Annotated in this window: 15 protein-coding genes; 11 read left to right on the top strand and 4 right to left on the bottom strand. The window is 51.4% G+C overall.

Features of this window, described 5'->3' with window-relative positions:
- Positions 1-2: 2 nt before the first annotated feature.
- A complete protein-coding gene (locus GK091_RS02310; protein ID WP_164035007.1) occupies positions 3-545 on the bottom strand; it encodes a (2Fe-2S)-binding protein in 543 nt (180 codons plus the stop codon).
- Positions 546-822: 277 nt separating this feature from the next.
- Between GK091_RS02310 and GK091_RS02305 the strand changes: the two genes are divergently transcribed.
- A complete protein-coding gene (locus GK091_RS02305) occupies positions 823-1,920 on the top strand; it encodes a hypothetical protein (RefSeq protein ID WP_164035006.1) in 1,098 nt (365 codons plus the stop codon).
- A gap of 77 nt (positions 1,921-1,997) precedes the next feature.
- Here GK091_RS02305 and rocD read toward each other — a convergent pair whose 3' ends face one another.
- Positions 1,998-3,245, bottom strand: coding sequence for an ornithine--oxo-acid transaminase (gene rocD, locus GK091_RS02300; RefSeq protein ID WP_164035005.1), 1,248 nt, complete (start codon positions 3,243-3,245; stop codon positions 1,998-2,000).
- A gap of 106 nt (positions 3,246-3,351) precedes the next feature.
- On the opposite strand from rocD, the gene GK091_RS02295 reads away from it, so the two are divergent.
- The 4 genes from GK091_RS02295 to GK091_RS02280 all read left to right on the top strand — a co-directional run bounded on the left by GK091_RS02295 (position 3,352) and on the right by GK091_RS02280 (position 5,163).
- A complete protein-coding gene (locus GK091_RS02295; RefSeq protein WP_246202123.1) occupies positions 3,352-3,591 on the top strand; it encodes a DUF5522 domain-containing protein in 240 nt (79 codons plus the stop codon).
- A gap of 63 nt (positions 3,592-3,654) precedes the next feature.
- Positions 3,655-3,894 (top strand): 50S ribosomal protein L28, encoded by a 240-nt coding sequence (gene rpmB / locus GK091_RS02290; RefSeq protein WP_164035004.1) that lies wholly within the window; start codon positions 3,655-3,657, stop codon positions 3,892-3,894.
- A 157-nt stretch (positions 3,895-4,051) separates the two neighbouring features.
- On the top strand, positions 4,052-4,774 hold the full coding sequence (locus tag GK091_RS02285; protein ID WP_164035003.1) for an RluA family pseudouridine synthase: 723 nt from the start codon (positions 4,052-4,054) through the stop codon (positions 4,772-4,774).
- Between the two features lie 89 nt (positions 4,775-4,863).
- Positions 4,864-5,163, top strand: a complete 300-nt coding sequence (locus GK091_RS02280; protein WP_164035002.1) for a Dabb family protein — start codon at positions 4,864-4,866, stop codon at positions 5,161-5,163.
- Between the two features lie 81 nt (positions 5,164-5,244).
- Here the strand turns inward: GK091_RS02280 and GK091_RS02275 are convergent, their stop codons facing one another.
- On the bottom strand, positions 5,245-5,658 hold the full coding sequence (locus GK091_RS02275; RefSeq protein ID WP_164035001.1) for an Ohr family peroxiredoxin: 414 nt from the start codon (positions 5,656-5,658) through the stop codon (positions 5,245-5,247).
- A 301-nt stretch (positions 5,659-5,959) separates the two neighbouring features.
- Here GK091_RS02275 and GK091_RS02270 point away from each other — a divergent pair, with 301 nt between their 5' ends.
- The 5 genes from GK091_RS02270 (at position 5,960) to GK091_RS02250 (ending at position 11,951) form a co-directional block, all read left to right on the top strand.
- Positions 5,960-7,771, top strand: coding sequence for a tetratricopeptide repeat protein (locus GK091_RS02270; protein WP_246202122.1), 1,812 nt, complete (start codon positions 5,960-5,962; stop codon positions 7,769-7,771).
- A gap of 116 nt (positions 7,772-7,887) precedes the next feature.
- On the top strand, positions 7,888-8,790 hold the full coding sequence (locus GK091_RS02265; RefSeq protein ID WP_164035000.1) for a DUF4292 domain-containing protein: 903 nt from the start codon (positions 7,888-7,890) through the stop codon (positions 8,788-8,790).
- Between the two features lie 109 nt (positions 8,791-8,899).
- Complete coding sequence (locus tag GK091_RS02260) at positions 8,900-10,243, top strand: murein hydrolase activator EnvC family protein (protein WP_246202252.1); 1,344 nt, start codon at positions 8,900-8,902, stop codon at positions 10,241-10,243.
- 86 nt (positions 10,244-10,329) lie between these two features.
- Positions 10,330-11,148 (top strand): 3-methyl-2-oxobutanoate hydroxymethyltransferase, encoded by an 819-nt coding sequence (gene panB / locus GK091_RS02255; RefSeq protein WP_164034998.1) that lies wholly within the window; start codon positions 10,330-10,332, stop codon positions 11,146-11,148.
- A 71-nt stretch (positions 11,149-11,219) separates the two neighbouring features.
- On the top strand, positions 11,220-11,951 hold the full coding sequence (locus GK091_RS02250; RefSeq protein WP_164034997.1) for an RluA family pseudouridine synthase: 732 nt from the start codon (positions 11,220-11,222) through the stop codon (positions 11,949-11,951).
- Positions 11,952-12,063: 112 nt separating this feature from the next.
- Here GK091_RS02250 and GK091_RS02245 read toward each other — a convergent pair whose 3' ends face one another.
- A complete protein-coding gene (locus tag GK091_RS02245) occupies positions 12,064-12,762 on the bottom strand; it encodes a porin family protein (RefSeq protein ID WP_164034996.1) in 699 nt (232 codons plus the stop codon).
- 160 nt (positions 12,763-12,922) lie between these two features.
- On the opposite strand from GK091_RS02245, the gene GK091_RS02240 reads away from it, so the two are divergent.
- Positions 12,923-13,705 carry a DUF3050 domain-containing protein gene (locus tag GK091_RS02240; RefSeq protein WP_164034995.1) on the top strand — a complete coding sequence of 261 codons (783 nt, stop codon included), beginning with the start codon at positions 12,923-12,925 and terminating at the stop codon, positions 13,703-13,705.
- Positions 13,706-13,743 lie beyond the last annotated feature (38 nt).

Here is a 13,743-nt window from a genome sequence, read left to right as displayed (position 1 = left end):
GATTAGGCTTTTGTATCGATTTGCATTACCTCACTGATCGCATCCACAATGTGGGGATAAGCACCACAACGGCAGATGTTGCCGCTCATCAACTCACGAATATCATCCGCAGTACGAACCCGGCCTTCGCTGATCAGCCCTACTGCCGAGCAGATCTGTCCGGGTGTGCAATATCCACACTGATACGCATCGTGCGCGATAAAAGCAGTCTGAAGCGGATGAAGTTGTGTTTCAAAGTTATTATCCGTACTGGCCAGGCCTTCGATCGTTGTTATCTCCGCCCCTTCTTTCATAACGGCCAGCGTCAGGCACGAATTGATCCGTTTGCCATCAACCAGTACCGTACAGGCACCACACTGTCCGTGATCGCAGCCTTTTTTGGTGCCGGTCAGGTTCATGTACTCGCGCAGTGCATCGAGCAAAGTGGTCCAGGGAGCCAGCTGGAGCTTTTTTTCTACCCCGTTGACCGTTAACGTGACCAGACTTTTTTCTGGCAGGGAAACAGCTTGTTTGGGATTTGGCTCTGATAGGAATGTAGTCTGCATGAATAGTCTACCGTTTAGGAGCAGTGTCGAGATACGTTGTAGACCGTAGAACGACCTCCTTCCGGAGATGTTCAGAAAACGACAGCCACGCCATCCTTTCCCGGAATGGACTTATCGAATGGCTACAGCCCGTAGATAATGTGGCCAGTAAGCAGCCATTGATCTGTCTACAGAGTTGCGGTTTGTTGCAACCCGCTAACTTTACGATCACCCCTTAAAATAGCAGCCTGCTTCCGTTCGTTATTCTGCCGTGTCGAACGATTAACCCTTCTCGGTTATGCCAGTGAAAGCGGCCTTATCACTACCTGTTTTTTTACTAAGCGCGGCCCTGACTGGCCCCCTGATGGCGCAGATGCCAGCTCAGGATATGTTCATCTGCAAATACACGGGCGGTACCGTTGGCCCACAGGTCGTTTGCAACAATCTGAATTCACCCTCGAACGGCCACGCCGAAAAGGTGGTCGACCGAATTCTGAAACCCATCGGCCTGATGCGTAACTTCAAGGTTATGGAATGTGCCAATACCGACAACTGTTTCGCGACGGTTGTGAAGGGACAACGGTTTATTATCTACGATGCGGCCTTTATGCAGGGCATTGAGGAAGAAACGGAAACCGACTGGTCGGCCATCAGCATCATGGCGCACGAAATTGGCCACCATTTGCAGGGCCATACGATCGACGGACGGGGTGGTCAGCCACAGAAAGAAATCGAAGCCGACAAGTTTTCCGGCTTTGTGCTTCATCAGCTAGGGTCATCGCTGGACGAAGCAATGGTGGCCGTTCGGGCGCTCGGCGACGAACGCGCGACATCCACGCACCCCGCCAAACCCGCCCGGCTGGACGCTATTCGAAAAGGCTGGCTGGAAGCAGAAGCCATGTATCCCAAAAGTCGGGTACTGGTCAAAGCACCGACGGCAATGGCGCCCAAAGCAATCGCCACCAACAATTCGGCAACTCCGTCTCGGTCATCGGGTGTGACCCGGCCAGTTGTTGCACCCAGCACGACTAACCGGGCAACCGTTGGCTGCATTTCGGGTGATTGCGAGGATGGAACCGGCACGTTCGTCTACCCAACCCGCGAACGGTATGCCGGTGAATTTGAGGAAGGCGATAAACACGGTGAAGGTGTTGAATACTACGCTGATGGACGGGTGAAATACAAGGGAAATTTCCGCGACAATCTCCGGACTGATTACGGCGTTTACTTCTTCCTTAACGGGGATAAATACGCAGGCTGGTTTCAGAAAAATATGCCCAACGGCAAAGGAACCTACTACTTCGCCGACGGTGGCCGGTTAGTCGCTACGTTCAAGAATGGCCAGCCAGTTGCCGGTGGCGTCTTTTATAAGGCAGATGGCACCAGAGCAGACTAAAAAGAGGGAGCAGCCAAACCAAAATGGGACGACCGGGGTGATAATACCCGTCGTCCCATTTTTCGTATTTATTCCCATCAAAACGCCAGCACGGTCTTTTCAATGATATCGCAGGCTTCGTGCATCTGGTCCTCATTGATAACGAGCGGTGGGGCAAACCGAATCTTATCGCCGTGCGTTGGCTTGGTCAGTAACCCGTTGTCTTTTAATTTCAGACAGATTTCCCAGGCCGTTTCTGCACCAAGGTCTGGTCGTTCGCTTATGACGATGGCATTTAACAGGCCCTTACCACGAACCGATTTCACGAGATCGGTCTTCTGACTCAGTGCCGTCATCCGGTCACGGAAGATCGTTCCCATCGCATCTGCATTCTCGGCTAGCTTTTCGTCTTCGACAACCTGAAGGGCTTCCATCGTTACAACACACGCCAGTGGGTTTCCGCCATACGTACTCCCATGTTCACCGGGTCTGATGGTCAGCATTACTTCATCGGAGGTCATAACCGCCGATACGGGCATTGTTCCTCCCGACAACGCTTTACCCAGAACGAGCAAATCCGGTTTCACACCCTCGTGGTCACAGGCAACGCGCTTTCCCGTACGACCGATGCCGGTTTGCACCTCATCGGCAATAAACAGAACGTTATATTTTGTGCACAGATCGCGAACACCCCGCAGGTATCCTTCATCCGGTACGACCACGCCAGCCTCGCCCTGAATCGGCTCGACCATGAAACCGGCAATGTTCGGATCGCTTTTGAACGTATCTTCCAGCGCCGTCAGGTCGTTGTAAGGAATGATGATGTAACCCGGCACTAACGGCCCGAAATCATTGGTACTGCTTGGATCGGTCGAGGAGGATATGGCAGCTAACGTACGGCCCCAGAAATTTCCGGCCGCGTAGACGGTCTTTGCCTGATCCTGCGGAATACCTTTCACTTTATAGGCCCACTTACGGGTCAGCTTCAGCGCGGTTTCGCCCCCTTCGGCCCCGGAGTTCATCAACAGCGCTTTATCGTAGCCAAAATACTCACAGAGGAATTTTTCGCAAAGCCCCGTTTTGTCGTTATAAAACGCCCGCGACGTAAGCGTAAGCCGCTGCGCCTGCTGGATCATAGCGTTGATGATGCGCGGATGACAATGTCCCTGGCTCACTGCACTGTAGGCCGACAGAAAATCAAAGTATCGTTTATCGTCCACATCCCAAACGAATACGCCCTCTCCCCGCGTCAACACGGCCGGAATCGGGTGGTAATTATGGGCGCCGTAGTGCCATTCCAGTTGCATCGCCTGGTCAGCAGCTGATAGTGGGGTTGTCATCTCCATAGCTGGTAGTGAAAGAAGTTATAACTTTGCGGACTAAACATTAGATGCTGACCGTTGGATTTCAGACGCTGAACGAAGAATTGAATAGTCCACAGTCTAAAATCCAATGGCCAGTGCCCAACGTCTGAAAGTCGGCATCCAGTCAAAAATACAGTTATTCGGGCAGATGCCCAAAAGCATGTCATCGCAGTCAGAGAAGAAAAAAATTCCGGGCCTAGCCGACGCTGATTACTACTACACACCCGAGGGGTTTGTTGTTTTCACCGCTGCTTATCACCTTAAACGAGGCCATTGCTGCCAGAACGGTTGCCGTCACTGCCCCTATGGGTTCAAAAAAAAGGAATAAGGAGTTGCAGATTATGAATAGATTAGCTACTTTTGCGCCCTCTAACGGAAAACGAGTACGGTAATGGCCAGAGTTTGTCAAATCACAGGAAAGCGCACACGGACGGGAAACAATGTTTCTCATGCTAATAATAAAACAAAGCGTAAATTTTTCCCGAACCTGCAAAAGAAGCGGTTCTTCGTCGAATCAACCGGCGAGTGGGTTACGCTGAAAGTGGCTACATCGGCCATTAAGACTATAAACAAAAACGGGCTGGAAGCAACGCTCCGTAAGGCATACGAACGCGGTACGCTGACGGTATAGTCTTTCGCAAGATATTTATCATCAAGCCTCTTCCGCTACGGAGGAGGCTTTTTGTGTTCGTTTACAGATTGAGGTTCATAACAGTCCGCCGGAGCGGTTTGTCGCCTGACGTTACCTCAACCGCTGATCCATAAAGTCAGGCGACAACCGACAACTTTTGAAACTGAACTTTGAAGACCTCATCGTATTCGAGAACGATGATTACATCCTGATCAATAAACCACCGCATGTTGCGTCCCTCGACGAGCGTACGCCCGATCGAAGTGGGCAAAGTATCGTGCGAATGGCAAAAGCCTATTACGCTGATGCGCAACTGGGACACCGGCTGGATAAAGAAACGTCGGGTATTCTGGCTATTGCCAAAAATTCGGAGGCTTATCGGCATCTGGCCATGCAGTTCGAGCACCGCGAGGTAACGAAACGCTACCATGCCGTAACGAATGGCATCCACGACTTCGACGGTATTTCGGTTTACCTGCCCATCTCGCCCATTAAAGATGGTACGGCGGTTCGGATCGATCGGGAGAAGGGAAAAGTTGCCGAAACGATTTTCAATACCTTGCAGGCGTACCGTACAACGACGCTGGTCGAGTGTATGCCCGTTACAGGACGGATGCACCAGATACGGGTTCACCTGATGTGCCTGAAAGCCCCCATCGTCAACGATTCGACCTACGGCGGAGAACCCGTCTATCTGTCGGACGTAAAACGCAAGTTCAACCTGAAACAGGGTACGGAGGAATTACCGCTGATCAATCGCGTCGCCCTTCACGCTTATTCATTGACATTCACCTTATTGGATGGTGAAGAACAAACGTTTGTGGCGCCGTATCCGAAAGACTTCGGGGTATTGGTGAAGCAGTTGGAAAAATTTAGTTGAGTCGCTTATGCCGTTCGGTTTGTGGTTTATGGTAGTTTCGTGCCGGCCTGCTACTGGCATAACCTGTAAACCGAAATTCATAATCGCCCATGTTTGTTCATACTGTATTCTTCTGGCTTAAGCATCCCGAAAACCGGGATGACCACAGTGCCCTTCGCGCCGGACTTGAATCGATCCGGGGTGTAAACGAAATAACGACGGTGTACATTGGCACACCTGCCGAAACGCGCCGTCCTGTTATCGATCACTCCTACGATTTTGCGCTGACACTTGTCTTCGTTGACAAAGCCGCTCACGATGCCTATCAGGTACACCCGATCCATCAGGAATTCGTGGCGGAATGTGCGCACCTGTGGGAACGCGTGCAGATCTACGATGCCGTGAGCTAATCTGAAACGTGAAAGTCCGGCTCAACGCGATTGACAGAATCATCAATCGCGTTAAGCCGGACTTTTACTGACCAGCCTTCGTTAGACCAGCACTTCTACTTTTATATCCATGTTGCCTTTTACCGCTTTCGAATACGGGCAGACGGCATGGGCTGTATCAGCCAGTTGCTGAAGTTCATCGTGGTCCATACCCGGCGCTTTCACAACAATTTTTCCGGAGAGGAACATTCGTTCGCCGTCCTGATTGAGCGAAATACTAACCTCAACGGCATGTTCCGGCAGAATAACTTTTCTCTTTTTAGCAACGCCCATCAGCGCCCCATTGTAACATGAACTGTAGGCAGCCGCAAACAACATTTCCGGATTGGGTTTGCCTCCTTGTCCATGCATTTCAACTGGTCGCCGGATGTCCATTTCCAGAACACCATCAAGCGATTTAACATCTCCTTCGCGCCCGCCGACGTTGCTGACGGTGGCAGTATACAGGGTTTCCATTCGGTACGTTTCGATTTTATCTACCTATCGTTAACCCGGTCTACGCCGAAAAGTTACTACACGATTGATTATTGATCCAGACAAGTCTATTCCAAGGTAAGGGAAACCGTAGACAACCGCTCTTTTCCGGCCATTGGTTCGGGGTGATATATACCGATCGGGTCGCATTTAATTCGACGCTGACGGGGGCACTTGACGGATCGGTTACCGACATTCCGTCATTTTGAACTACCTTTGTCTTAGGGCTTTATTTAAGTTAAAAGTGCAATAGAACGGGTTGAGCCGCGTTTTTCGTTAACGTATGCACCACGACACGCTGACCAACATGAATAAGTCATACAGATTCCTGCTTAATCGTCAACTGATCGGTCTGATTGGTGGCCTGAGCATGGTGCTTTGGTTAACGGCATTACCTGCACTGGCGCAACGAAGACGCGCTAAAGCCGAACCAGATACGGCCATTGCAAAGCCAGGTTCCGGCTCAACGACGACGGTACGTATGGAAGAAGAAACGCTGTTCGCCGAAGGAATGCGTTTTATGATGACCGACGAACCGGCAAAGGCCATTGCGCAGTTTACCAAGATTCTCCAGAAATACCCCAATAATGCGGCAGCCCAGTATTCAACAGCCAACGCGCTGCTGAAAACCGGCAAAACGAACGAGGCCATTCCCCATGCGGCCAAAGCCTATTCGCTCGATAAGCAAAACAAGTTTTACTCGCTTCTGCTGGCTGAATTATACGTCAAGCAGAAACGCTACAGCGAAGCCGAAGAACTGTACGAAGGGCTACTGAAAAAAGGAACCGAAAACGCCGAGTATGGCGTTGAGCTAGCCGCCATTTATCTCTTCGATGAAAAACCCGACAAAGCACTCGAAACTTACAATAAGGTAGAGCGGGAACTGGGCCTGAACGAAGAGATTATCCGGCAGAAACAACGGATCTACCTCAAACAGAACAAGATCGACAAAGCCATTGAAGAGGCCGAAAAATTAGTTGCTTCTGAACCGGGCGACCCTGATTATTTACTGGAAGGCGCTGAACTGCTCATTGCCAACGACCGCACCGATCAGGCCATCAACTGGATCGACCGAGCTCTGAAGCTGAACGCCGATCTGCCCCAGGCCCACGTGCTGCTGGCCGATATTTACCGGAAGAAAGGCGACATGGCCCGCGTCAGTAAAGAACTCAATCAGGTACTTGCCAACCCTAATCTGGAAGCGGGATTGAAAGCCCGGATTCTGTCGAGCTACGTTGGCATGACGGGCGAAAACGCAACGGCACAGCAGGATGCATTCAGCATGGCACAGAATTTGGCCAAAACATCGCCCAATGACCCAAAAACGCAGATAATGTTCGCTGATTTGCTGATGCAGCAGGGCAAGAAGCTTGAAGCGCGTGATACCTACGCCAAAGCAGCCCGGCTTGACGGGTCAATCTACGAGGTCTGGGGGGCGTTGCTGCAACTGGATGGCGAGCTAAATCAAGTCGATAGCTTGCTGGAGCATTCGCAGAAGGCGCTTGAAGTATTCCCGACGCAGGGGCTGTTCTGGTATTCCAATGGGTCCGCCAATCTGTTCAAACGCAAGTATCAGGAAGCCGTCGACGCGCTGGAAGAAAGCAAAAAACTACTGTCGGCCACCACTGACACGGCAATCAAAAAAGGAATCGACTCGCAGTTGGGCGATGCCTACAACGGTATTGGCGATTACGCGAAATCCGATGAGGCATACGAGTCAGTGATCAAGATAGATCCGCTGAACGATCATGTCCTCAACAATTATAGCTATTTCCTGTCACTGCGAAAAGCAAACCTGCCCCGTGCTTTGCAACTCGCGCAGAAACTCGTTGAACGGAATCCGACCAACGCGACGTATCTAGATACCTACGCCTGGGTACTTTACACAGCAAAAGATTATGCCAAGGCGAAGCAGTATCTGGAAAAAGCCGTGGCTGATCCTGCCGGTGCCAGTGGAACTATCATTGAACATTATGGCGACGTTCTCTATCAGCTTGGCCAGCCCGACAAGGCTGCTGCGCAATGGAAACTAGCCAAAACAAAGGGGGGTGGCAGCCCTGATCTGGACAAAAAAATTGCCACCGGAAAGTTGTAAAACGGCATTCGGGTTGCGGTTTTCGATTCGTTGTTTCTACTGTTGATCGCCAGCAAGCAACTCGACGGTCAGTTCATCGATCGTACCGCAAAAACCAAACGTCGAAACTCACCCAAATGAATAAATACCTGTTGTTTGCCCTCTGTTTGGGCGTGTTGGTGAATTCGGAAAGTTGTCGGCGTCGGCATCTCGCCCAGTCGAGCAGTTCTCAGCCAACGGTTGCCGTTCCAGATAAGCCAGTTTCTACCACCGTAACTACCGATTCTTCTGTTGCTGCACGCCCTGCTCCGGTTCGTCCGGCGGATTCAACAGCGGCAACGCCCCGCCCACCCCGACCCGGCATTGACGAAGCCCGTGCCAATGTGGCCGAAATCGATTTTCGCTTCCTGACGGCTAAATCGAAGATCTCGTTCAAAAGCCCTAATCAGGATATTGACAATGCAAACATTAATATCCGGGTTCGGAAAGACAGCCTGATCTGGTTATCAGTCTCCAAACTGGGTATTGAAGCCGTTCGTGGCCTGATCACCCGCGATTCGATCACGATCATTGACAAGATTCATAAAGAGTACTCCGTTTACGACTTTCCGACGCTCAGCAAGCAGTTCAACTTCGAGATGAATTTTTCGTTGTTGCAAGCGCTGATCGTGGGAAATCTACCCCTACCCAAACGTCCGGCTCAGAAAATCAAGAATGAGCGCGACTACCTGCTGCTGCGTCAGAGCGAAGGGAAAGTACTGGTTGAAAACTACATTGGCGAGCAGGATCGAAAGTTAAAAAAACTGATGGTGACCGAGCAACCAACGAAAAATACACTGCGGCTGGATTACGATGATTTCACGTCGCTCAATAGCTTTCTGTTCCCCTACACTAGTCTGGTAACGCTTGATTATCAGTCGAGAGCGGACGGACAATTCTACCAGACACTTCTTCGGATTAAACACAACAAAGTTGAACTGGTTGATAAAAATCCAGGATTCCCATTTACTATTCCCGCCAGCTACCAGCGCCGGCCGTAAGTCTCTTTGTTTTCCAGCCCCTATGCAATCTAAAGCGTTTTCGATCTCTGTTCCTTTCCAACTCAGCCTGACCTTGCTGGCGAGCCTGTGGATTGTAGCGACACCCGGGATGGCGCAGCTTACCCAGCGTAGTCGGCAGGCACTGGAAAAAGAGAAAAAGCAGAACCTGGAGAAAATGGGGCAAATCCGCACGATTCTCACGAAAACGGCTTCCGAAAAACAGGTCGGTCTGGGCCAGCTTAAAGCCCTGAATCAGCAGATTAGTGCCCAGTCGGAGCAGATCAATCTATTGAATAAGGACCTTCGACTGACCGAATCGGAAATTGCCGAGCTGCGCGAAAATAGCAACATACTCAAGCGTGATCTGACCAAGCTCAGAGCCGAGTACGGGTCAATGGTGTATGCGGCCGATAAACGCCGTCAGCAAGTCAATCCGATGGGATTCCTGTTTGCCTCCGATAATTTCAACCAGCTCGTTGCCCGTTACCGCTACATGCGCCAGTACTCCGATGCCCGGCAAAGTCAGGTACGGCAGATGAATAACATCCAGACGATGTTGCAAACCAAGCAACAGGCTACACAGCGGAAACGGCAGGAACAGAAGGGAACGATCGTTGCGAAGGTGCAGGAAAGCAAAAAGCTTGAGTCGCTCAAGGAAGAAAAGAACGAGGTTGTCAAAACACTTAGCCAGAAAGAAGTCGAACTGCGTGCCGAGCTGGCCGAAAGCCGTCGGTCGGTTGGTCGGCTGGAGTCGATGATCACGCGCATCATATTGCGCGAACGGGCAGAGCGGGCCGAACGGGAAGCGCGCGAACGGGCGGAGCGGGTCGAACGCGAACGGGTAGCCCGAGTGGAAGCCGCGCGGAAAGCAGCCGAACGCAGACGGGCCGAAGAAGCCATTGCAGCCGCTGAAAAGGCCGGCGAAAAGCCAGCCCCCACCGACGTGGCAAAAGTGGAACGTCCGGTCGAGCCGGAACCCGCGCCTAAAAAGGCAGACGAACGGCGTAACAACAACCTAAACGATGAGGAATCCGCGCTGGCCTCGTCATTTACGTCGTCACGATCCCGGCTGCCGTGGCCCGTTACGAAGGGGTTCATTTCGGACCACTTCGGTCGCAAAGCACACCCTGTTCTCAAGGGCATCTACGTCGAGAATCAGGGCGTCGATATTCAAACAAATCCTGGTGAAGGGGTTCGCTCCGTTTACGATGGCGTCGTTCAGGACGTGACTAACATGCCGGGAATGAACACGGTGGTAGCCATTCAGCACGGCGACTATTTTACGGTGTATGCCAAGTTACGGAGCGTTTCGGTACGCATCGGTCAACGCGTGAAAGCTCGCGAGTCGATCGGCACCGTTGCAACGGACAAAAATGGCGTCTCCGAAATCCAGTTTCAGATCTGGAAAGAATTTACCAAGCTCAATCCGGAGTCGTGGCTCCAGCCCCACTGAGCTAGCCGATAGCTGTCCGTTGGCAGTCAGTAAAAAGCCGTACCTTTGCCGCTCTTATCTGCTTATTGCCCCAACCGGCCACTGACATGTCTGTTCATAATCCCGATATCAAACGCGTTACCACGCACACCATTCAGGAACTGAAAAATAAAGGCGAGAAGATTTCTGCGCTGACCGCCTACGATTATTCAATGGCCCGCGTTGTCGATGCGGCTGGCGTTGAAGTGATCTTAGTGGGTGATTCAGCCTCGAACGTCATGGCGGGTCACGAAACAACCCTACCCATCACGCTCGATCAGATGATTTACCACGCCAGTTCGGTTGTTCGAGGTGTGAAGCGGGCATTAGTCGTGGTCGATCTACCATTTGGTTCGTATCAGGGAAACTCGTCCGAAGCCCTGCGCTCAGCGATTCGAATCATGAAAGAATCGGGTGCCCATGCTGTGAAGATGGAAGGTGGCCAGGAGATCCGAGAGTCAATTGTCCGTATCCTGAGCGCGGGCGTTCCGGTCATGGGCCATCTGGGGCTTACCCCGCAGTCTATTTATAAGTTCGGTACGTACGCCGTTCGGGCTAAGGAAGAAGTAGAAGCGCAAAAGCTCATTGATGATGCGCACATGCTTCAGGACATCGGCTGTTTTGGCCTCGTGCTCGAAAAGATTCCCGCAACGCTCACCAAAAAAGTATCACAAAGCCTCGCCATCCCAACCATTGGCATTGGTGCCGGACCCGATGCAGACGGTCAGATCCTGGTTTTCCATGATGTACTGGGCATCAACAATGAGTTCAAACCCCGGTTCCTCCGCCGGTATGCCGATCTGCATACGATTATGACTGAGGCTCTTGCGCATTACGTAGATGATGTGAAAGCGAACGACTTTCCGAACGAGAAGGAAGCATATTGAGTTAGTACCCAAGTGGCGGGATGTAAAACCCGTCAACGAATTTATACCGCGTCATTTCAGCCGCGATACTTATGGCAAAGAAACAGTTTCATGTTGTATACGAAGACAATCACCTGCTGATTGTCAATAAAGAGCCAGGGATTCTGGTGCAGGGCGACCGCACTGGTGATGTGACCCTGCTGGACGTGCTAAAAGATTACGTAAAAGAAAAATACGACAAACCCGGTGAAGTATTTTTGGGTCTGGTGCACCGGCTCGACCGCCCGGTGAGCGGGCTAGTCGTGTTTGCCCGGACCTCGAAGGCGCTGGAACGGATGAACGAAATTTTTCGCAAACGGCAGGTCCAGAAAACATACTGGGCAGTTGTTCGACGCAAGCCGCCCAAAACCGCCGATAAGCTGGTGAACTGGCTCGTTAAAGACGAACAGAAGAATCAGGTGACGGTCTATGATTCCGAAGTGGCCAACTCGCAGAAAGCGGAACTGTCGTATCGGCTCATGGGCAAAATAAACGAGCATTACCTGATCGAAGTGAGTCCAATTACGGGCCGTCCGCACCAGATTCGGTCGCAGCTGGCACACATCGGCTGTCCAATTCGGGGTGACGTCAAATACGGCTACGATCGTGCGGTGGCCGACAAAAAAATCTACCTCCACGCCCGTCGGCTGTATTTTATTCACCCCGTCAAGAAGGAGCCGCTTATTTGTAAGGCCGCTCTGCCGAACGATCCATTCTGGGAAGAATTTCTGGAGCTGGATGACGAAAACTACAAAGACAAGAACATGGATTTCATTTTTGAATAAGCACCCTGACGTCAAAAAAGAAAGGCGGAGCCAACTAGCTCCGCCTTTACTGATTCAGGTTGATTCAACAAAATGATACTTACTTTCGTGTAGTGAATGGTGAGATCGGAGATCAGTAACCACCGATGGGGAATGAATAGCCCAGCGATACGGCAACACCCCGGTTACGCGTGTTGATGTTGACGACCGGAACCTGCACCTGACGGGTAAACCCTTGCGTGTAACGACCTTCGATGAAGAATTTGCCAGCACCAGCATCCATAGCAAGACCCAATCCGCCAACTGCCCCAATATCCCAGCGATTCATCATGTCGCCATAATTGACATTGACATCAATGGGTTGAGTCGTGATGAGAGCCGTTGCACGGGTACGGACGCGCCCGTCGACGGCGTAACTCACTGCCGGACCCGCAATCAGGTAAGGCTGCACCGCACCATCAGACAGGTTTATCTTGGCCAGTAATGGAATTTCGATCGTTTGTGCCTGATACGCAATCCGCGCACCTAGTGGCAACGTAAATCCACCAAAGTTCAGGTCGAGCCCTTCTTTCACGACAAATCCTTTTTGCACATACGCCACTTCAGGACGGAATGACACACGATCACTCAACGGAATATCCAGAAAAACGGCACCGGTCAGCCCCGGCGACGGATGCAGCGTTGGTGTCAGGCTACCCAGAAAATCAGGTTTGGAGGCAAACCCCCAGTTGGCCCCACCCCGGATACCAACCTGAACCTGCGCAAAAGAGGTTTGAATAGCGACTAGGCAAAAAACAAAGGCAACAACACCGGCAAGCACAATACGTTTCATGGTCGTGAACGAGAAAAATTGACTGGAGAAATAGGAACCTGAACTAGATTGTGTAAAATGTCGGCTATAGGCAGTTTGTGTTTTTTCGTGCAACTTGACGGTTGGACAGAGCGTTTAAAAAAAAGATTAATAGTGTCCTGAAATTATTTTGTAATCGTTTATGAATGAGCAACTAAATTTTTTATCGACTCGCATTGAGCCTCTCCGTGAGCGCCTGACCAGTCACCCCTTGTATGCTTCGGTGCGTACCATCGACGATTTGCGGCTGTTCATGCAGTCTCACGTTTGGGCCGTATGGGATTTCATGTCGCTCCTCAAATCCCTTCAGCGCAGTTTGACCTGTGTCGATGTGCCCTGGTTACCGGTCGGCAATCCCGAAACGCGCTACCTGATCAACGAGATTGTTGTGGGCGAAGAAAGTGACGTAGATCCGGCAGGTAATCGCCTAAGCCATTTTGAGCTTTACCTGAAAGCCATGCACGAAGCGGGGGCCAATACCGACCAGATGACCGCATTTGTCGGTGAACTGACGCAGGGACGTACCATTGAGGAAGCCCTGGCAACGGTGCGCCTACCGGATGGGAGCCGTCAGTTCGTTAATTTCACGTTCGACCTCATCAAAAAAGGGAAACTACACGAGATAGCTGCCGTGTTCACATTCGGTCGCGAAGACCTGATTCCCGATCTGTTCATTGCGCTGGTGCGCCAGTTACGCGATCAATCGCCCGCGCAACTAGGTCTCTTCACCTACTATCTGGAACGACACATTGAAGTCGATGGCGATCACCATTCGCATTTGGCAAAGGCCATGACCGCTGAGCTTTGCGGATCGGACAGCCAACGCTGGAACGAAGCAACCCTGGCCGTTGAAGCCGCGCTGGAAGCCAGAATTGCGTTGTGGACCAGTGTCTATGATCAGATTTCTCAGCCAGAGAACGTCTAATCGAGCTATTTTTCTTTACTTGTTGCCCGAACTTGGCC

The sequence above is a fragment of the Spirosoma agri genome, assembly GCF_010747415.1.
Taxonomy (GTDB): domain Bacteria; phylum Bacteroidota; class Bacteroidia; order Cytophagales; family Spirosomataceae; genus Spirosoma; species Spirosoma agri.
The sequence above is the reverse complement of the archived record's forward strand: the minus strand, read 5'-3'. Positions and strand labels throughout refer to the sequence as shown.

Bases quoted from the DNA above. Each gene is read 5' to 3' on its own strand.
- GK091_RS02240 (WP_164034995.1), top strand. From the start codon at position 12,923: ATGAATGAGCAACTAAATTTTTTATCGACTCGCATTGAGCCTCTCCGT.
- GK091_RS02310 (WP_164035007.1), bottom strand. From the start codon at position 545: ATGCAGACTACATTCCTATCAGAGCCAAATCCCAAACAAGCTGTTTCC.
- rpmB (WP_164035004.1), top strand. From the start codon at position 3,655: ATGGCCAGAGTTTGTCAAATCACAGGAAAGCGCACACGGACGGGAAAC.
- GK091_RS02295 (WP_246202123.1), top strand. From the start codon at position 3,352: ATGGCCAGTGCCCAACGTCTGAAAGTCGGCATCCAGTCAAAAATACAG.
- rocD (WP_164035005.1), bottom strand. From the start codon at position 3,245: ATGGAGATGACAACCCCACTATCAGCTGCTGACCAGGCGATGCAACTG.
- panB (WP_164034998.1), top strand. From the start codon at position 10,330: ATGTCTGTTCATAATCCCGATATCAAACGCGTTACCACGCACACCATT.
- GK091_RS02260 (WP_246202252.1), top strand. From the start codon at position 8,900: ATGGCGCAGCTTACCCAGCGTAGTCGGCAGGCACTGGAAAAAGAGAAA.
- GK091_RS02270 (WP_246202122.1), top strand. From the start codon at position 5,960: ATGCACCACGACACGCTGACCAACATGAATAAGTCATACAGATTCCTG.
- GK091_RS02250 (WP_164034997.1), top strand. From the start codon at position 11,220: ATGGCAAAGAAACAGTTTCATGTTGTATACGAAGACAATCACCTGCTG.
- GK091_RS02275 (WP_164035001.1), bottom strand. From the start codon at position 5,658: ATGGAAACCCTGTATACTGCCACCGTCAGCAACGTCGGCGGGCGCGAA.
- GK091_RS02305 (WP_164035006.1), top strand. From the start codon at position 823: ATGCCAGTGAAAGCGGCCTTATCACTACCTGTTTTTTTACTAAGCGCG.
- GK091_RS02280 (WP_164035002.1), top strand. From the start codon at position 4,864: ATGTTTGTTCATACTGTATTCTTCTGGCTTAAGCATCCCGAAAACCGG.
- GK091_RS02265 (WP_164035000.1), top strand. From the start codon at position 7,888: ATGAATAAATACCTGTTGTTTGCCCTCTGTTTGGGCGTGTTGGTGAAT.
- GK091_RS02245 (WP_164034996.1), bottom strand. From the start codon at position 12,762: ATGAAACGTATTGTGCTTGCCGGTGTTGTTGCCTTTGTTTTTTGCCTA.